Origin of the sequence: Pseudomonas sp. FP2335, from assembly GCF_030687535.1 — a bacterium.
In the GTDB taxonomy this organism is placed as follows: Bacteria; Pseudomonadota; Gammaproteobacteria; order Pseudomonadales; family Pseudomonadaceae; genus Aquipseudomonas.
The window spans coordinates 2,699,608-2,716,675 of record NZ_CP117437.1 but is presented as its reverse complement, the minus strand read 5'-3'; the positions used below and the strand labels follow the sequence as shown (position 1 = coordinate 2,716,675).

17 protein-coding genes are annotated in these 17,068 nt (G+C 62.0%); 10 read left to right on the top strand and 7 right to left on the bottom strand.

Features of this window, described 5'->3' with window-relative positions:
- Positions 1–124 precede the first annotated feature (124 nt).
- Entirely contained in the window at positions 125–688 is a 564-nt protein-coding gene (pnuC, locus tag PSH81_RS12045) for a nicotinamide riboside transporter PnuC (protein ID WP_226456987.1), read from the top strand.
- Positions 685–1,209, top strand: coding sequence for an AAA family ATPase (locus tag PSH81_RS12040; protein ID WP_305392603.1), 525 nt, complete (start codon positions 685–687; stop codon positions 1,207–1,209). Before pnuC ends, PSH81_RS12040 begins: the two co-directional genes overlap by 4 nt.
- Positions 1,210–1,345: 136 nt before the next feature.
- On the opposite strand, the gene ggt is transcribed toward PSH81_RS12040, so the two are convergent.
- Positions 1,346–3,070, bottom strand: a complete 1,725-nt coding sequence (gene ggt / locus PSH81_RS12035) for a gamma-glutamyltransferase (protein WP_305392602.1) — start codon at positions 3,068–3,070, stop codon at positions 1,346–1,348.
- A 110-nt stretch (positions 3,071–3,180) separates the two neighbouring features.
- A complete protein-coding gene (locus PSH81_RS12030) occupies positions 3,181–4,563 on the bottom strand; it encodes a PLP-dependent aminotransferase family protein (RefSeq protein WP_305392768.1) in 1,383 nt (460 codons plus the stop codon).
- Positions 4,564–4,697: 134 nt separating this feature from the next.
- Between PSH81_RS12030 and PSH81_RS12025 the strand changes: the two genes are divergently transcribed.
- From PSH81_RS12025 to PSH81_RS12010, 4 genes are read left to right on the top strand one after another with little or no spacing between them, the layout of a single operon-like run.
- Positions 4,698–5,174 carry a carboxymuconolactone decarboxylase family protein gene (locus PSH81_RS12025; RefSeq protein WP_192301198.1) on the top strand — a complete coding sequence of 159 codons (477 nt, stop codon included), beginning with the start codon at positions 4,698–4,700 and terminating at the stop codon, positions 5,172–5,174.
- A complete protein-coding gene (locus PSH81_RS12020) occupies positions 5,167–5,607 on the top strand; it encodes a GNAT family N-acetyltransferase (RefSeq protein WP_305392601.1) in 441 nt (146 codons plus the stop codon). The genes PSH81_RS12025 and PSH81_RS12020 overlap by 8 nt, the downstream gene beginning before the upstream one ends.
- Positions 5,604–6,197 (top strand): FMN-dependent NADH-azoreductase, encoded by a 594-nt coding sequence (locus tag PSH81_RS12015; RefSeq protein ID WP_305392600.1) that lies wholly within the window; start codon positions 5,604–5,606, stop codon positions 6,195–6,197. The genes PSH81_RS12020 and PSH81_RS12015 overlap by 4 nt, the downstream gene beginning before the upstream one ends.
- Positions 6,198–6,257: 60 nt before the next feature.
- Positions 6,258–7,403: a MalY/PatB family protein gene (locus PSH81_RS12010; RefSeq protein WP_305392599.1), complete on the top strand. Its 1,146-nt coding sequence runs from the start codon at positions 6,258–6,260 to the stop codon at positions 7,401–7,403.
- A 42-nt stretch (positions 7,404–7,445) separates the two neighbouring features.
- On the opposite strand, the gene PSH81_RS12005 is transcribed toward PSH81_RS12010, so the two are convergent.
- From PSH81_RS12005 to PSH81_RS11990, 4 genes are all read right to left on the bottom strand, one after another.
- Positions 7,446–7,661, bottom strand: a complete 216-nt coding sequence (locus PSH81_RS12005) for a molybdopterin-binding protein (protein ID WP_003173733.1) — start codon at positions 7,659–7,661, stop codon at positions 7,446–7,448.
- Positions 7,662–7,793: 132 nt separating this feature from the next.
- Positions 7,794–8,696: a FecR domain-containing protein gene (locus PSH81_RS12000; protein ID WP_305392598.1), complete on the bottom strand. Its 903-nt coding sequence runs from the start codon at positions 8,694–8,696 to the stop codon at positions 7,794–7,796.
- Positions 8,693–9,199, bottom strand: a complete 507-nt coding sequence (locus PSH81_RS11995; protein WP_305392597.1) for a sigma-70 family RNA polymerase sigma factor — start codon at positions 9,197–9,199, stop codon at positions 8,693–8,695. The genes PSH81_RS12000 and PSH81_RS11995 overlap by 4 nt, the downstream gene beginning before the upstream one ends.
- 145 nt (positions 9,200–9,344) lie before the next feature.
- Positions 9,345–9,986 (bottom strand): hypothetical protein, encoded by a 642-nt coding sequence (locus tag PSH81_RS11990; RefSeq protein ID WP_226456976.1) that lies wholly within the window; start codon positions 9,984–9,986, stop codon positions 9,345–9,347.
- Between the two features lie 332 nt (positions 9,987–10,318).
- Here PSH81_RS11990 and PSH81_RS11985 point away from each other — a divergent pair, with 332 nt between their 5' ends.
- Positions 10,319–11,569: a ribonucleotide-diphosphate reductase subunit beta gene (locus PSH81_RS11985; RefSeq protein ID WP_305392596.1), complete on the top strand. Its 1,251-nt coding sequence runs from the start codon at positions 10,319–10,321 to the stop codon at positions 11,567–11,569.
- 85 nt (positions 11,570–11,654) lie between these two features.
- On the top strand, positions 11,655–12,143 hold the full coding sequence (locus tag PSH81_RS11980) for a DUF1289 domain-containing protein (protein WP_226457092.1): 489 nt from the start codon (positions 11,655–11,657) through the stop codon (positions 12,141–12,143).
- 124 nt (positions 12,144–12,267) lie between these two features.
- On the opposite strand, the gene mdeB is transcribed toward PSH81_RS11980, so the two are convergent.
- Complete coding sequence (gene mdeB, locus PSH81_RS11975) at positions 12,268–14,928, bottom strand: alpha-ketoglutarate dehydrogenase (protein WP_305392595.1); 2,661 nt, start codon at positions 14,926–14,928, stop codon at positions 12,268–12,270.
- Positions 14,929–15,120: 192 nt separating this feature from the next.
- Here mdeB and PSH81_RS11970 point away from each other — a divergent pair, with 192 nt between their 5' ends.
- Both PSH81_RS11970 and pcsA read left to right on the top strand, forming a co-directional pair.
- On the top strand, positions 15,121–16,035 hold the full coding sequence (locus tag PSH81_RS11970) for a class I SAM-dependent methyltransferase (protein ID WP_226457166.1): 915 nt from the start codon (positions 15,121–15,123) through the stop codon (positions 16,033–16,035).
- A gap of 150 nt (positions 16,036–16,185) precedes the next feature.
- On the top strand, positions 16,186–16,905 hold the full coding sequence (gene pcsA, locus PSH81_RS11965) for a phosphatidylcholine synthase (RefSeq protein ID WP_192299583.1): 720 nt from the start codon (positions 16,186–16,188) through the stop codon (positions 16,903–16,905).
- The last annotated feature ends 163 nt before the right edge of the window (positions 16,906–17,068 follow it).

The following is a 17,068-nucleotide window of genomic DNA, read 5'->3' as shown; positions in this document are numbered from 1 at the left end:
GGCCTGGATTTGGGGCGGCTTCGCCCCCCAGCGCGGGGCAAGCCCGCTCACTACAAGGTTAATTCCTACGCGAAACTTCTTTCGTTACAATCACCGCCCCTTTCCACACTCCCAAGGAACCGCCATGTCCGGGCTTGAACTGTTCGCCGCCGCCCTGGGGGTGATCGCTGTCTGGCTGACGGTTAAACAGAACCCCTGGTGCTGGCCCATCGGCCTGATCATGGTGTTGCTCTACACCTGGGTGTTCTACGACGTAAAACTCTATTCCGACATGCTGCTGCAAGTGGTCTACGCCGTCCTGCAACTGTACGGCTGGTGGCAGTGGACCCGCGCCGGCGAGGTCAAGCAAGGCCGCCAGGTCACCAGCCTCGGCGGGCCAGCCATCATCGCCAGCCTCGCGGTGGGCGCCGCCGGCAGCCTGCTGCTGGGCGCCGCCATGGCCCACTGGACCGACGCCGCGCAACCCTGGCTCGACGCCGCCCTCACCGGCTTCAGCCTGGTGGCGCAGATGTGGATGGCGCAGAAACGCGTGCAGTGCTGGCCGCTGTGGATTGCCGTGGATGTGATCTTCGTCGGCCTGTTTCTCTATAAAGGTCTCTACCTCACCGCCGCGCTCTACGCCCTGTTTACCGCCATCGCGGTGCAAGGCTGGCGCGAATGGCGTGCCGACCCGGCGTTGCAGGCATGAAGGTCGTGGTATTGGCCGGCCCCGAATCCAGCGGTAAAAGCTGGCTGGCCGCCGAGTTGCAAGCGCATTTCGGCGGGTTGATGGTCGGTGAATACGTGCGCCACTTCATCGATCATCACCAACGCGATACCACCCTGGCCGACATCCCGGCGATCGCCCACGGCCAACTGGCCTGGGAAGATGCCGCCCGCGCCAGGCACCCCGAGCTGCTGATCCTCGACACGCATTTGCTGACCAACAAGCTCTGGAGCCAGACCCTGTTCGGCGACTACCCGGCCTGGCTCGACAGCGAACTGCTGGCCCGTCACTACGACCTGCACTTGCTGCTGTCGCCGGATGATGTGGAGTGGACGGCTGATGGACAGCGATGCCAGCCGCAACTGGAGGATCGCCAGGCGTTTTTCCAGGGCAGTCTGGAGTGGATGCGGGAGCATCAACAGCCTGTGTTGGTGATCAAGGGGAATTGGGAAGAGCGCCGGGTTGCGGCGTTTGCAGCGGTAGCGCGACTACTTCAGCCCTGACACTGCCCTCACTGTGAGAGCGGGCTTGTGTGGGAGCGGGCTTGCTCGCGAATGCAGTAGATCAGCGAATAAATCTTTGGCTGACACACCGCTTTCGCGAGCAAGCCCGCTCCCACATTTTTGACCGCGTCAGGCGTTAGTAGCCCAAGGACAGGCCCGTGTTGCGACGCGGATCATTCGCCCCGTAGAAACGGTTGTTCCCCACCGGCTTGCCACCCAACGACGGCGCACCCACCAGAATCGCCGCCAAGTGGTTGGCATCCTGCGGCCCGGCGAACTTGTGGCCCCAGCTTTCGAGGATCTTCTGGGTATCCGGGCTCACTGCAAACGTCTCAAGGTTGGTAGTCTCCGGCATCCACTGCTGGTGGAAACGCGGCGCGTCCACGGCTTCCTGGATGTTCATCTTGTAGTCGATGACATTCAGCATCGTCAGCAAGGTCGCGGTAATGATGCGACTGCCACCCGGCGTGCCTACCACCATGACGGCCTTGCCATCCTTGGTCACGATGGTCGGGCTCATCGACGACAGCGGCGCCTTGCCCGGTGCGATGGCGTTGGCCTCACCCTGCACCAGACCGTACATGTTCGGCACGCCAACCTTGACGGTGAAATCGTCCATTTCATCGTTGAGGATGACCCCGGTCTTGCTCGCCATCACGCCCGCACCGAACCAGTCGTTGAGGGTGTACGTCACCGAGACCGCGTTGCCCCACTTGTCGACAATGGAGTAGTGCGTGGTGTTGTTGCCTTCATGGGGCGAAACGCCCGGCTTGATCGCTTGGGAATCTCCCGCCTTTTGCGGTTCGATGGCAGCGCGCAGCTTGGCGGCGTAGTCCTTGTCCAGCAAGTGGGCGATGGGGTTCTTCACGAAGTCCGGGTCGCCGAGGTAGCTGTTGCGGTCCACGTAGGCATGGCGCATCGCTTCGATCTGGTAGTGCAGGCCCTGGGCCGAGTGATAACCGAGGTCGGCCATCGGATAGCCTTCGAGGATGTTCATGATCTGGCAGATCACCACGCCACCGGAACTCGGCGGCGGCGCGGAGACCACGTGGTAGCCACGGTAGTCGCACTCGATCGGCGCCAGTTCGCGGGTCTTGTACTTGTCCAGGTCAGCCTGGGTGATGATGCCCTTGCCGGCCTGGCTGGAATCCACCAGCGCCTTGGCTACCCAACCTTTGTAGAAACCGTCGCTGCCCTTGGCCGAGATTTCCTTGAGGGTCTTGGCCAGGTCTTTCTGCACCAGCTTCTGGCCCACCTGCATCGGTTGGCCGTTGTGCAGGAAGATCCCGCGCATATCTTTATCTTTTTCGAACTCGCCGGTGGCGGTATGCAGCAGGTCGATATCACCCTGCTCCAGCTCAAAGCCGTTTTCCGCCAGTTTGATCGCCGGGGCAATCACCTGGGCGCGCTTGAGGGTCCCGTATTTGCTCAGGGCCAGTTCCATGCCCGAGACGGTGCCAGGCACGCCGACCGCCAGGTGGCCCTTGGCACTGAGGCCTTCGATGACGTTGCCGTCTTTATCCAGGTACATGTTCGCGGTGGCCGCCAGCGGGGCTTTTTCGCGGAAGTCGAGGAAGGTCTTGCGCCCGTCCGCCAGTTGCACGGTCATGAAACCGCCGCCACCGAGGTTGCCCGCCGCCGGGTATACCACCGCCAGTGCGTAACCTACGGCCACGGCCGCGTCCACGGCATTGCCACCGGCCTTGAGGACATCCACGCCCACATGGGTGGCCAGATGCTGGGCCGTGACCACCATGCCATTTTCACCGGCCACCGGGGCCTGGGACGCGGCTTGCACAGCGCCGACCGTCAATACCAGCGCAGTGGCAATCAAGGTACGGCTGAAGGGTTGGTATTTCATCCATGGCTACTCTGGTTATTGAGATGCACCAAAATAGCCCGTCGAGGATTTAATCCCCAGCGCAGTGACGTTTTTATTACAGAACTTGTCGGTCACAGATTCGTACAGCATCACTGCCCCTGTGCCCCAGCCACGGTTTGCCCGGCAATCACTCCACGCAACACCTGCGCGATAGCCTGGGCCTGTTGCGCCGTTGCCACATTAGTGAACCCCATCAGCAAGCCCTGTGGCCCCGGTTCAATCGCCCACCGCGACAACGCCTGCAGTGCCAGGCCCGCCTCATTCGCTGCCTGCGCCACCGCCTCGTCCGACACCGCGACCACCAAGCGTGCCAACAGATTAATCCCGCCCGCCTGCTCATCGACCCGCAGGACATCCGCGCAATGGGCCTGCAACGCCTGCACCAACAGCCCGCGTCGCTGCGCATACAACTGACGCATTTTCTTCAGGTGCCGGGTGAAATGCCCCTGCTCGAGAAAATCCGCCGCGGTCAGTTGCAACAGTTGCGCACAGCGTTGCTGCAACAACTGCGCACTGCGCTCAAACGCCGCCACCAAGGCGTTCGGCACCACCAGGTAACCCAGGCGCAAACCGGGGAACAACATCTTGCTGAAGCTACCGGCGTAGATCACCCGGTCGTCGTGATCCTGGCTCTTGAGCGCGGCCAGCGGTTTGCCGTGATAGCGGAATTCACTGTCGTAATCGTCCTCGACCACCCAACTGCCCTGCGCCGCTGCCCAGCCCAGCAAGGCCTTGCGCCGCGCCGGGCTCAGCGCCACGCCGAGCGGGCTCTGGTGCGCCGGCGTGACCAGCGCCAGCCGCGCCTGTGGGCTGCGCAGGATGCCCTGGCCCACATCCAGCCCATCGCGGTCCACCGGCACCGGCACCAGGTGCAAGCCTTGATGGCTCAACAACTGCCGTGCATGCACGTAACCCGGGTCTTCGAACCAGCAGCGTTGCCCGGGCATATCCAGGGCATCACAGACCAGGGTCAGGCCCGACGCATAACCGGCGCAGACAAACACCTGATCCGGCGAACACTCCACGCCCCGGTACAACGCGAGGTAGCCGGCGATGGCCACGCGCAGGGCTTGTACGCCGCGCACGTCGCCCATGGCCAGGCTGTCGGCATCGGTGCGGCGCACTTGCTGGGTGACCAGCCGGGCCCACAACTTGCGCGGGAACGCGTCCAGTGCCGGCACGCCCATTTGCAGCGGCAACGGTCCGCTGGCGACAGGCGCCGGCACGGGCGCGGGCTTTACCGCGATCTGGGGCAGCGTCGTCGCAATCACCGTACCGGCCTGCCCGCGCGCCTCAAAAAAACCTTCGCTGACCAGCAACTGATACGCCGTCTCCACCGTGCCCCGCGCCACCTTGAGTTCCTGGGCCAGCGCCCGCACCGACGGCACCCGCTCGCCGGGGCGCAATTGACCCTGGTCGATGGCCTGGCGAAAACGCCGGTAGATTTCCTGGTATTTGGGCAGTGACGACATCGCGGGCGGGCTCGGCGGGTAAACAGGGCCAAGTCTGATCATGTCCCAACCCACTTGTCCAATCATGCCCCTGTCGACTGGCCGGGCGAGCCGCGAAAATGGCGCATCTGTTCAATCACCCAAGGAACCTTCCCATGAAAGACCGTCTCGATTACGCCCAGGCCGCCCCCGCCGGTTACAAAGCCCTAGGCTCGGTGCACAGCTACGTGCATGGCTGCGGCCTGGAAAAGGAATTGATCGAACTGGTGTACCTGCGCATCTCCCAGCTCAATGGCTGCGCCTATTGCCTGGACTCCCATTCCCGCGACCTGCTCAAGCAAGGCGTGAGCCTGGAAAAAATCATGCTGGTGGCCGCCTGGCACGAAGCCTCGCCGCTGTTCAGCCCGCGTGAACGTGCCGCATTGGCCTGGGCCGAATCGGTTACTCAAGTGGCCCAGACCCACGCGCCGGACGCCGATTACGCCGCCGTCGCCGCCGTCTTCAATGACAAGGAAGTCGCCGACCTGACCCTGGCCATTGCCCTGATGAACGCGCTGAACCGCGTCGGTATCAGCTTTCGCAAGGTGCCGGCAGCGGTCAAGGCCCATCTGGAGAACCTCAGCTATGCATGAGCACGTCAACTTCGTGCCTGTGGAAAGCGACGCCGACTGCCTCGCCAGCTTTCAGGTGATGCAGCAACTGCGCCCGCACCTGACGGACGCCACCGCGTTCGTCGCGCAGATCCAGCGGCAACGGCAGAACGGCTACCATCTGCTGGCCGCCCGTGAAGACGCCAAGGTGATCGGCCTGGCCGGCTACCGGCTCAGCGAGAACACCCTCTACGGACGCTTCATCTATGTCGATGACCTGGTGGTAGATGCCAGCCTGCAGCGGCGGCGTCTGGGTGAGCAACTGCTCGAGCGGGTCCGCGAGCAAACCCGCGCCTTGGGCTATCGCTACCTGGTGCTGGACACCGGCATGCACATGGCCCTGGCCCAACGTTTCTACTTCCGCCAAGGCCTGTTGCCGCGCGGCATGCATTTTTCCCAGGATTTAAGCCAATGACCCGCGCCCTGCTGCTCAGTTTCAGCCCCCACGGCAAGTCGGCCCAGAACTTCCAACTGGCCCGCAACCTGCTCAGCGACTGGCTGCCCGACGCGCAGGTCACCGAGCGCGATTACGGCGGCCAGGCCCTGCCGCCGCTGACCCGCGAATACGCCTGCGCCCTCACTGGCGCTGACGACGGTAGTGAGGACGCGACGGCGCTGTCGGAACAATTGATCGTCGAGTTGGAAGCCTGCGACCTGCTGGTCATCTGCACCCCGGTGCACAACTTCACGGTGCCGGCGGCGCTCAAGGGCTGGATCGACCATGTGGTGCGCATCCACCGCAGCTTCACGGTGAACGAGCGGTTTGAAAAAATCGGCCTGCTCGACGACCGGCGCACCTTTGTACTGGTCAGCTCGGGCAACGCCCGCAAGGGGCATGAGCCAGACTTTTTGACGCCGTATCTGAGCGCCATCCTGTCTATCGTGGGCATCCGCAGCGTGGAGTTCGCCTACCTGGGCGCCATGGTGCGCGGTGAAGAAGCGGTCAGCCAGACCGTGGCACAGGCACATCGGCAACTGTCCGAGGCAATCAGCTCTGGTCTATAAAATTAATGGCGCTAGAATCAGCGCCATTCTTTGCGCCAGCCCCCCTGATACGAGCCGCCCATGAGCTTTGATTTCGACACGATCCACCCCCGCCACAACACCGGCAGCACCAAATGGAGCCGCTACCCGGCGGATGTGCTGCCGATGTGGATCGCCGATATGGACATCGCCGCGCCGCCCGCCGTGCTGCAAGCCCTGCGCGAACGCCTCGACCAGCAGATCCTCGGCTACAGCGTAGCCGGCCCGGATGTGCGCGAGGCCATCGTCGCCGACTTGTGGCACAAGTACGCCTGGCGCGTGCAGCCCGAAGACCTGCTGTTCCTGCCCGGCGTCGAGCCCGGCTTCAACATGGCGCTGCACGCATTCGTGCAACCGGGCCAGCCGGTGGTGCTGCAAACCCCCAACTACCGGCCGATCCGCCTGGCGCCAGGGCACTGGAACCTGCCGAAAATCGAAGTGCCATTCGAACTCGTCAACGGTGAATACCTCACGCCCCTGCCCGCCCTGCGCGATGCCTTGAGCGGCGCCGGTGCGCTGCTGCTGAGCAACCCGCACAACCCCATGGGCAAGGTGTTTCCCCGCGAAGAACTGCTGGCCGTGGCCAATGCCTGCCTGGAACAGGGCGCACTGATCATCAGTGACGAAATCCACGCCGAACTGTGCTTCGACGGCCGCCGCCACATCCCCACCGCCAGCCTCAGCCCGCAGATCGCCGAGCGCACCATCACGCTGATGTCGGCGAGCAAGGCCTACAACGTCGCGGGCCTCAAGACCTGCTTTGCGGTGATCCAGAACGCCGAGATCCGCGAGCGCTTCAACAATGCCCGCTGCGGCATGGTCGACAGCGTCAGCCCCCTGGGCCTGGAAGCCACCCGTGCCGCCTACAGCCAATGTGGCGAGTGGCTCGACGCACTCAAAGGCTACCTGCAAGCCAACCGCGACTACCTGCTCGACGCCGTGAACAGCCGCCTGCCGGGCGTAGTCATGCACGCGCCGCAAGGCACTTTCCTGGCCTGGCTTGATTGCAGCGCCCTGGGCCTGGACGACCCGCAGCGGTTTTTCCTGGAACAGGCCAAGGTCGGGTTGAGCGCCGGGATCGAGTTCGGCGATGACAGCCAGCAATTCGTGCGCCTGAACTTCGGCTGCCCACGGGCCTTGCTGGAAGAAGGTTTGCAGCGAATGGAGCATGCCCTGCGCAGTCGGTAAGCCATGTGGGAGGGGCTCGCCCCTCCCACATTTGAGTGGGATCTACAGTTTGGCGATGGACACTTCGGTGGACTTCACAAAGGCAATCACTTCACTGCCCACTTTCAATTCCAGGTCACGCACCGAGCGGGTGGTGATCACCGAAGTGACGATGCCGGACGCAGTCTGTACGTCGATTTCGGACACCACTTCGCCCAGCAGGATCTCCTTGATCACGCCCTTGAACTGGTTGCGCACGTTGATCGCTTTAATGGTCATGTCGGCTTTCCTTTTGGCTGTTGGGTCAATCCGCACGAATGCGCAGGCCCTCAAGATGCCGCAGGCGGCAAAAACCTAAAAGGAATATATAAATCTTTATTTATTCCATATGGAAATATAAGACAGTGTTTCTCAGGTGAGAGTGACCCAGTAACGCGTTCGCGCCTGCACCTTGAAGCCCAGGGTCGAGGCCAGCAGGTTGAGGATGCGGTCAGTGTCGTCCAACTGAAAACTGCCGGTGACGCGCAACCCCTCCAAACGCGGGTCCCAACGCAAGACCCCCGGGCGGTAGCGCTGCAACTCGCGCAAGAAATCCCCCAGCGCCTGATCCTGCGCAGTCAGCACACCATCACGCCAACCCAGTTGCAGCACATCAAACGCCACCCACGCGCCAAGGCCCGTGGCTTGAAGCGACGCTTGCTGGCCACCGTGCAACGTCGTCGAGTTCCCATTGAGGTCGCGCACCTGCACCGCGCCCTTGAGCACCGAGACCCGGCAGCCCGACGCCAATTGCCGCACACACACCTCGGCCTGGCTGACCGTCAGTTCGCCATACCGGGTCTGGAGCGTCATTGCACTCACGCCCGGCACGTTCAACGCCAACTCGCCTTCCACCAGCCGGATGTGCCGTGGCGCCACGTCTACGGCAGTGGCGGTATTGAGTTGCAGGCTGGCGCCGTCGCCCAGGGCCATGCGCGTGCGCTCACCCGTGGCGGTGTGCAGGTCGGAGCGCCACACGTCGATGGGCAACTGGCGGCTGATCAACCACGCGGTCGGTACCAGGGCCGCCACGCCCAAGGCACGCTTGAGCACGGCGCGCCGCCCCGGTTGCGGGCGGTCGAGGCTGGCCAGCGCCAACGCCTGGGGCAACCCGCCAAACCGCTGGCGCAGGGTCTGGGCTTTTTGCCAGGTCTGTTCGTGCTGCGGATGGCTGTCGCGCCAGTGCTGCAGGGCGAGGTGATCACGCTCGGTGGCCGCGCCGGACTCCAGCAGCGCCAACCATTGCGCGGCGGCACGGGCGACGTCGCGGTTCACAGGTCCACCAGCAAACAGTGTTCATAGGCCTGGGCCATATAGCGTTTGACCGTGCGTTCGGACACCTCCAGGCGTGCGGCGATCTCGCGATAACCCAGGCCTTCCAGCTGGCTCCAGAGAAACGCGCGGCGCACCAGCACTGGCAAGCCATCAAGCAATTCATCCAGTGCTTGCAGGGTTTCCAGCAACATCCAGCGCTGTTCCGGGGACGGCACGCAGGCTTCGGGCAAGCTGGCAAGCGCATTCAGATAGGCCTGCTCCAGGCTACGGCGCTGATGAAAATTGACCAGCAGGCGCTTGCCGACTGTCACCAGGTACGCCCGTGGCTCCTGCATCTGCGCAAGCGGCTGGGCACTGGCCAGCACGCGCAAAAACGTATCCTGGCTCAGGTCCGCCGCATCCCAGGCATTGCCCAGGCGCCGGCGCAGCCAGCTTTCCAGCCAACTGCGGTGGTCGCGGTAGAGGCTGGATAACGTCAGTTCGGGGGCGACAGCATCATTCATGGCAAGCAACCTGCAAGGCGCGATTATGTCTCAAATGAGATTCATTCTATTTAATATCGCTACTGCATACCATGATCTTTTCAACATGCCGTTTAGAGCATCGCCGCCTTCTGCCGCAGCAGGTCGATAAACAACCCCAGTCGGCTCACGCCCCGCCGACTTCCTTGATCACAAATGTCGTCGGCATGATCTTGAGCACCGAAAGCTTGAACTGGCGATTGTGTTTCCTGAATGTCCACACCGGCAGGTCTTCTCGGGTGTCGAGCGTTTCTACGTGCTCCTCGGAGTCGGGCAGCGTCAAGAAAAAATCCACCGAGGAATTCAATGGCCCCAAGGAATAGCCCCCCATCCTGATACTGACCCCGAGGCGCTCATCGGACCAGTTCCCACCTTTTGTCATGACGATATTCATCGGTGGTAACGGGCTGGGGATTGCGCTGACCTTGGCCGTCAGATCGGCCAGTTGTTGCTGTAGCTGCTGATAGTCAGCTTTCGGCACGTAGAGGCTGTTGATCCTGTCGATGGCGACGTAGTTTTTTTCAACATCGACCTTGCTCAAATAGTCCGACGATACCTTGGCAAGTGGGAGGTATGACTCGGCAAGCACGGTCCGCGAAACGTAGTTTTCCATCAGTTCCGCGGACGGGATAAAGTTGTCTGCCGCGCCGAATTTAAGGCCGAACAGTGACGCCACAGCGGTAAATCCCGCCCACAGGCCGGCCGCGACGATAATGATCAGCGGCCAGGAATAGGTGGTGGGCGTGGGTGTAGGTGCACCTTGAGTCATACGTACTGACGTCCTTTTCTAGAAACTGAGCCTTGCGTGTCACGATTGACAACGACCGCTCTGGTTCAACGGTTTGAGCGCCAATAATATCACTAGGCCACCACCCCTGGCAGGGGAATGCCCCTGCGACGATCAATACACTCTCGTTCGTTGACCCATCCCCGCACACACCATATAGTGTGCCCACAAACAGAACAGACCACTACATAGTGTGCAGCATCGGTATTTACCGACCACACTACGCGCAGTATTTCAATGCCTAGTAGCCTGCAAATCGAATATTTTTGGACGGGTTCACACGCCGTCAGAACAGACCAGGAAGGAGTATTTCAATGCTGAGTTGGGATGAAGTCGACAACGAAGACACCGGTGCAGCGGTGATCAAGGGCGCCAACGCCGGCCACGCCAGCGAAGCCAACATGGACCGCCTCGACGGTGCAGGTGCTGCCGCGGCGCTGGAAGCCCGTAACGTGACCGCCAACGACTCCGCTGCCATCGTGCGCGCCAAAGCTGCGCTGGACAAACTCGACATCGCCGAAGGCCTCGCCGAACTCGAAGGCGCCTCCGCCCGCGTCGCCGTTGACGAAAAGCGCATGATCAACTGCCGCGCCGACCTCAACCAACTCGTACCCTTCAAGTACGACTGGGCCTGGCAGAAGTACCTCGACGGCTGCGCCAACCACTGGATGCCGCAAGAGGTCAACATGACCGCCGACATCGCGCTGTGGAAAAACCCCGAAGGCCTGACCGACGACGAACGTCGCATCGTCATGCGCAACCTGGGTTTCTTCTCCACCGCCGACTCCCTGGTCGCCAACAACCTGGTGCTGGCCGTGTACCGCCTGATCACCAACCCGGAGTGCCGCCAGTACATCCTGCGCCAGGCCTTCGAAGAGGCGATCCACACCCACGCCTACCAGTACTGCATCGAATCGCTGGCCATGGATGAAGGCGAGATCTTCAACATGTACCACGAGATTCCATCGGTCGCGAAGAAAGCCGCCTGGGGCCTGAAGTACACCCGTTCAATCTCCGATCCCAAGTTCGAAACCGGCACCGTCGACACCGACAAGGAACTGCTGCGCAACCTGGTCGCGTACTACTGCGTGCTGGAAGGCATCTTCTTCTACTGCGGCTTCACCCAGATCCTGTCCATGGGCCGCCGCAACAAAATGACCGGCGTGGCCGAGCAGTTCCAGTACATCCTGCGCGACGAGTCGATGCACCTGAACTTCGGCATCGACGTGATCAACCAGATCAAAATCGAAAACCCACACCTGTGGGATGCCGAGATGAAGGAAGAAGCGACCCAGATGATCCTGCAAGGGACCCAACTGGAGATCGAATACGCCCGCGACACCATGCCCCGCGGTGTGTTGGGCATGAACGCCGCGATGATGGAGGACTACCTCAAGTTCATCGCCAACCGTCGTCTGTCGCAGATCGGCTTGAAGGAAGAATACCCAGGCACCACCAACCCGTTCCCGTGGATGAGCGAGATCATGGACTTGAAGAAAGAGAAGAACTTCTTTGAGACCCGTGTGATCGAGTACCAAACAGGCGGTGCGTTGAGCTGGGACTAAAAATGTGGGAGCGGGTTTGCTGTGGCGAGCCCGCGTCTACATTATTGGTTTTCGGTGTTCTCTGGATTTTGCAAGCAAGCGACTTATGCCCAACCAAACCATCAAGACCCCGTGCATCGGCCTGTGCTCCACCGTCTACGGGGACCTCGTCTGCCGGGGCTGCAAGCGTTATCACCACGAAGTGATCCAGTGGAACGGTTACAACGCCGAGGAAAAACAGGCGGTGTGGCTGCGTCTGGAACAGCTGCTGGTGCAGGTGATGGCCAGCAAGCTGGAAGTGTTTGATCCGCACCTGCTGCGCCAGCAACTGGAAAGCCGCAAGATCCGCTTTGTGCCGCATCAGTCGCCGTATTGCTGGGCGTACCAGTTGATTGCCCGGGGGGCGCGGGTGATTTCCCGGCTGGATGCGTATGGGCTGGTCCTGCAACCGGAGTTTCGCGAGCGCCAGCTGGCGGATCTGCGTGATGCGATTGATCGGGAGTTTTTCCTGCTGTCCGAAGCGCACTACGAGCGCTATATCGCCCCAGGGTTTCTGAAGGAAGCATTTGGGCCGGCCCTGATAGCTACCCTCTAAAGACCAGCACAAAACCCATGTGGGAGCGGGCTTGCTCGCGAAGGCGGTGCATCAGTCAGCACATGCATTGCCTGACACAGCGCTTTCGCGAGCAAGCCCGCTCCCACATTTTAATTTGCGCCTGTCAGGAGATCCAGGACGCCGCACGTTCCGTCTGCAAACCGTATTTCTCAATCGCCTGCTGACCCATCTGCGCGTCCAATGCCGTCAACGCCGCCAGCACGATGTGATATCGATCCACCTCAAAAAAGTCGCGCAACGCCGCCCGCGTATCACTGCGCCCAAATCCGTCGGTACCCAGCACGGTGTAGCGACTGTCCAGGTACGAAGCGATCATCTGCGGCACCGCCCGCACATAGTCAGAAACCGCGATGACCGGCGCGCCGTGGGGCAAGCAGGCATTCACATGGCTTACCCGCGCTGTCGCCTGGGGATGCAACCGATTCCAGCGTTCCACCTCCCGCGCGTCCCGCGCCAGTTCGCTGTAACTGGTGACGCTGAACACCTCGCTCGTCACTTGCCAATCATCGGCCAATAGCTGCGCCGCCGCCTGGGCTTCGCGCACCAGCGTGCCCGAACCCAGTAACCGCACCTGGGCGCCAACCGTGCCTTCCAGACGGTACATGCCCTTGATGATCGCTGCTTCAACCCCTTGCGGCAGGCTCGGCTGCGGGTAGTTTTCGTTCATCAGCGTCACGTAGTAGAACTCGTCCACCTCGTGCTCCAGCATCTGGCGCATGCCGTGGTCGAGGATCACCGCGAATTCCCCGGCGAACGCCGGATCGTAGGCGCGGCAATTGGGCACGGTGGCCGCCATGAGATGGCTGCTGCCGTCCTGATGCTGCAAGCCTTCACCCCCCAAGGTAGTGCGCCCGGCCGTCGCGCCGAGCAGGAAGCCACGGGCACGCTGGTCGGCGGCGGCCCAGATCAGGTCGCCGACGCGCTGGAAGCCGAACATCGAGTAATAGATGTAGAACGGCAGCATGCGCAGGCCATGCACCGAATAGCTGGTGGCCGCCGCGACCCAGGAGCTGATGGCGCTGGCTTCGCTGATGCCCTCTTCGAGGATCTGCCCGTCGGTGGCTTCGCGGTAGCTGAGGATCGAGCCGATGTCTTCCGGCTCATAACGCTGGCCGACGCTGGAGTAGATGCCGATTTGCTTGAACAGGTTGGCCATGCCGAAGGTGCGCGCCTCATCGGCGACAATCGGCACAATGCGCGGCCCCAGGGCCTTGTCCTTGAGCAGGTTGGTCAGCATGCGTACGCAGGCCATGGTGGTGGACATTTCCTTGCCGTCGGCCGCCGTGGCAAACCCGGCGTAGCCCGCCAGCGGCGGCACGCTGAGCGGCGCGGCAAGCGGGCTGCGGCTCGGCACATAACCGCCGAGCGCCTGGCGGCGCTGGTGCAGGTAGCGCATTTCCGGGCTGTCGTCGGCGGGCTTGAAGAAGCTCAGGGATTCGGTCTGCGCATCGCTCAGGGGCAGTTGAAAGCGATTGCGGAAAGCAAGCAACGCGTCGCGATCCAGCTTCTTCTGCTGGTGGGTGGTCATCTTGCCCTGCCCTGCTTCACCCATGCCAAAGCCCTTCTTGGTCTGGGCGAGGATCACCGTGGGCTTGCCTTTGACCCGGCGCGCGGCATGGTAGGCCGCATGGATCTTGACCATGTCATGGCCGCCGCGCTTGAGGCGGTCGATCTGTTCGTCGCTCATGCCTTCCACGAGTTTGGCCAGGGCTTCACTCTGACCGAAGAAGTGCTCGCGATTGAAGGCGCCGTCCTTGGCGGCGAAGGTCTGCAATTGACCGTCGACGGTTTGCGCCAAGGTGTTCACCAGCGCGCCGTCGTGGTCCTTGGCCAGCAAGGGGTCCCAATCCGAGCCCCACACCAGCTTGATCACGTTCCACCCGGCGCCGGCGAACAACGCCTCCAGTTCGTCGATGATCCGCCCGTTGCCGCGCACCGGGCCGTCAAGGCGCTGCAGGTTGCAGTTGACCACCCAGGTCAGGTTGTCCAGGCCTTCGCGCGCGGCCAGGGTCAGGGCCGACATGCTTTCCGGTTCGTCCATCTCACCGTCGCCGAACACCCCCCAGACGTGGCGGTCAGTGGTGTCCAGCAGGTTACGGTGTTGCAGGTAACTCATGAAACGCGCCTGGAAAATCGAGCTGATCGGGCCGATCCCCATGGAACCAGTGGGGAACTGCCAGAAGTCAGGCATCAGCCACGGGTGCGGGTAGCTGGACAGGCCACGTGCGCCAGCCTTGGGCCCACCGATTTCCTGGCGATAGTGGGCCAGGTCTTGCTCGCTGAGGCGCCCTTCAAGGAAGGCGCGGGCGTAGATACCGGGCGCGGAATGGGGTTGATAGAACACCAGGTCGCCGCCAAACCCGTCACGGCGAGCGCGAAAGAAATGGTTGAATCCCACTTCGAACAAATCCGCCGCACTGGCATAGCTGGCGATATGCCCGCCCAACTCGCCATACGCCTGGTTGGCGCGGACCACCATGGCCAGGGCGTTCCAGCGGACCAGCGAGGCCAGGCGTTCTTCGGTGGCCAGGTCGCCGGGAAACGCCGGCTGCTGTTCGACGCTGATGCTGTTGACGTAGGGCGTGCCGTGGCGCGGTTTCCAGTCGATGTGCGCAGCGCTGGCGTCCTGGGCCAGTTGGTCGAGGATCTGCCGGGCCCGCGCAGGACCGGCGTTGGCCACCAACGACGCCAGGGCGTCGCGCCACTCGTCCAACTCTTGCTGATCCAGGGCGGTGTGATTGACTGCGCTCGCGAAACCGTTCATGGGCATCTCCAGGCCTTTTTTTCCAGTTTATGTCGACGCCCAAGGATTTTTTGTCTGTTCTCAGGCGTAAAAATCTGAATCTTGAGCATGAATCACTGGTATTGCGATTTTCCCCAGCACGATGTGCTCAACCACCCCGGAACCTCGCCATTGTGTTTAAAATGCCGCCCGCTCAATGACTGACGTTTAATGATGAACCCAGACGCACTCGCTACCCTGCACGCCCACCTGCTCGACGCCTTGGCGACCCCACCAGACGAAACCCGGCGCCTGTTCCACGGCCGCGGGCGCTGCTGGCCGGGCCTGGAGCAACTGACGGTGGACTGGCTGCAAGGCGTGATACTGGTCGCATTGTTCAAGGAGCCGGAACCGGCCCAGTTGGAAGCCCTGAAACAGTTGCTGCGAACGCAGTTGAGTGCCTACACCGTGGCGCTGCAACACCGCTACCTGCCGCAAAGCACCACCGAATGGCTGGTGGGCAGCCCCATCGACGAGTTGACCATCACCGAAGGCGGCCTGCGTTATTTGATCGACCTGGGTAAAAAGCAGAACAGCGGGCTGTTCCTCGACATGCGCTACGGCCGCAATTGGGTGCGCGAACACGCCAAGGGCCAGCGCATCCTCAACCTGTTTGCCTACACCTGCGGCTTCTCCGTGGCCGCCATCGAAGGCGGCGCCGACCATGTGGTGAACCTGGACATGGCCCGTGGCGCCCTCAGCCGTGGCCGTGACAACCATCGCCTGAACGGTCATGACCTGAGCCAGGTCACGTTCCTGGGCCACGATCTGTTCAAGTCCTGGGCCAAGGTCACCAACAGTGGCCCCTATGACTTGGTGATCATCGATCCGCCGTCGTTCCAGAAAGGCAGTTTCCTGCTGACCAAGGACTACCAACGCGTGCTGCGCCGCCTGCCGGACTTGCTCACAGCCCAGGGTACGGTGCTGGCGTGCATGAACGACCCGGCCTTCGGCGAAGACTTCCTGATCGACGGTGTGACCCGTGAGGCACCGGGGCTGCGATTTGTCGAACGCCTGGAAAACCCGCCGGAATTTCCGGATATTGACGCGCAAAGTGGTCTCAAGGCGCTGGTGTTCCGCCAGGGTTGATGCCGAAACGGCCAGCGCTTGCTACGCTTAACTCTAACGCCGGGGTGGTGAACCTTATCCCCCCCTTCCCGGTCGATACCTGCATTCCCTGGCCAGACTCGACCGCGCTTCGCTGTCGGCTGCCCCGTTTCACCTTTTGGAGAACCGCCCGTGATAACGACCCTGCATGTAGCCAGACTCAAAGCCTGGGGCGCCCACGGCTTTACCGCCACCGGCGTGGTACTGGCTTTTCTGGCCACCCTGGCGCTGCTGGAAAATTCCCCCAAGGCCTGCCTGCTGTGGCTGGGCCTGGCGCTGGTGGTCGATGGCGTCGACGGTTCCCTGGCGCGCAGGGTCAATGTCAGCACGGTGTTGCCGAGCTTTGACGGCTCGGTGCTGGACCTGGTGATCGATTACCTCACCTACGTGTTCATCCCCGCGCTGTTTATCTACCGCTATATCGACCTGCCGGACTTTACCCACCTGTTCACCGTGTCGGTGATCCTGGTGTCGTCGTTGTTCTGCTTCTGCAACGTCAACATGAAGAGCAAGGACAACTACTTCGTCGGCTTCCCCGCCGCCTGGAACGTGGTGGCGCTGTGTGTGTACATCATCCAGCCGGATGCCTGGGTCACCTTGCTCACCGTGATCGGCCTGGCCCTGCTGACCGTGACGCCGATGAAGTTCTTGCACCCGTTCCGCGTGAAGCGGTTCATGCCGATCAATATCGCAGTGACCACCATCTGGTTGCTGTGCAGCTTCTTGATGGTGGTGGATTATCCGAACACCAACCCGTGGACGTTTGGGTTGTGGTCGCTGATGTCGGCGTACTTTCTGGGGATTTGTATCTGGCGCACGGCCTTGGAATGGTTGGATAAACGTCACGGCTGATCGCTGTTAAACATGTGGGAGCGGGCTTGCTCGCGAATGCGGTAGTTCAGTCAAAAACTTAGTGACTGACACACCGCCTTCGCGAGCAAGCCCGCTCCCACATTTGGTTCTGTGTACATCTGGCAGTAAGATGGCGGCCTTCCGCATAGCGCCTTGCCAACCA

Excerpts from the sequence above, each read along its gene's own strand:
- pnuC (WP_226456987.1), top strand. The coding sequence starts at position 125 with ATGTCCGGGCTTGAACTGTTCGCCGCCGCCCTGGGGGTGATCGCTGTC.
- PSH81_RS12040 (WP_305392603.1), top strand. The coding sequence starts at position 685 with ATGAAGGTCGTGGTATTGGCCGGCCCCGAATCCAGCGGTAAAAGCTGG.
- ggt (WP_305392602.1), bottom strand. The coding sequence starts at position 3,070 with ATGAAATACCAACCCTTCAGCCGTACCTTGATTGCCACTGCGCTGGTA.
- PSH81_RS12030 (WP_305392768.1), bottom strand. The coding sequence starts at position 4,563 with ATGTCGTCACTGCCCAAATACCAGGAAATCTACCGGCGTTTTCGCCAG.
- PSH81_RS12025 (WP_192301198.1), top strand. The coding sequence starts at position 4,698 with ATGAAAGACCGTCTCGATTACGCCCAGGCCGCCCCCGCCGGTTACAAA.
- PSH81_RS12020 (WP_305392601.1), top strand. The coding sequence starts at position 5,167 with ATGCATGAGCACGTCAACTTCGTGCCTGTGGAAAGCGACGCCGACTGC.
- PSH81_RS12015 (WP_305392600.1), top strand. The coding sequence starts at position 5,604 with ATGACCCGCGCCCTGCTGCTCAGTTTCAGCCCCCACGGCAAGTCGGCC.
- PSH81_RS12010 (WP_305392599.1), top strand. The coding sequence starts at position 6,258 with ATGAGCTTTGATTTCGACACGATCCACCCCCGCCACAACACCGGCAGC.
- PSH81_RS12005 (WP_003173733.1), bottom strand. The coding sequence starts at position 7,661 with ATGACCATTAAAGCGATCAACGTGCGCAACCAGTTCAAGGGCGTGATC.
- PSH81_RS11995 (WP_305392597.1), bottom strand. The coding sequence starts at position 9,199 with ATGAATGATGCTGTCGCCCCCGAACTGACGTTATCCAGCCTCTACCGC.
- PSH81_RS11990 (WP_226456976.1), bottom strand. The coding sequence starts at position 9,986 with ATGACTCAAGGTGCACCTACACCCACGCCCACCACCTATTCCTGGCCG.
- PSH81_RS11985 (WP_305392596.1), top strand. The coding sequence starts at position 10,319 with ATGCTGAGTTGGGATGAAGTCGACAACGAAGACACCGGTGCAGCGGTG.
- PSH81_RS11980 (WP_226457092.1), top strand. The coding sequence starts at position 11,655 with ATGCCCAACCAAACCATCAAGACCCCGTGCATCGGCCTGTGCTCCACC.
- mdeB (WP_305392595.1), bottom strand. The coding sequence starts at position 14,928 with ATGAACGGTTTCGCGAGCGCAGTCAATCACACCGCCCTGGATCAGCAA.
- PSH81_RS11970 (WP_226457166.1), top strand. The coding sequence starts at position 15,121 with ATGAACCCAGACGCACTCGCTACCCTGCACGCCCACCTGCTCGACGCC.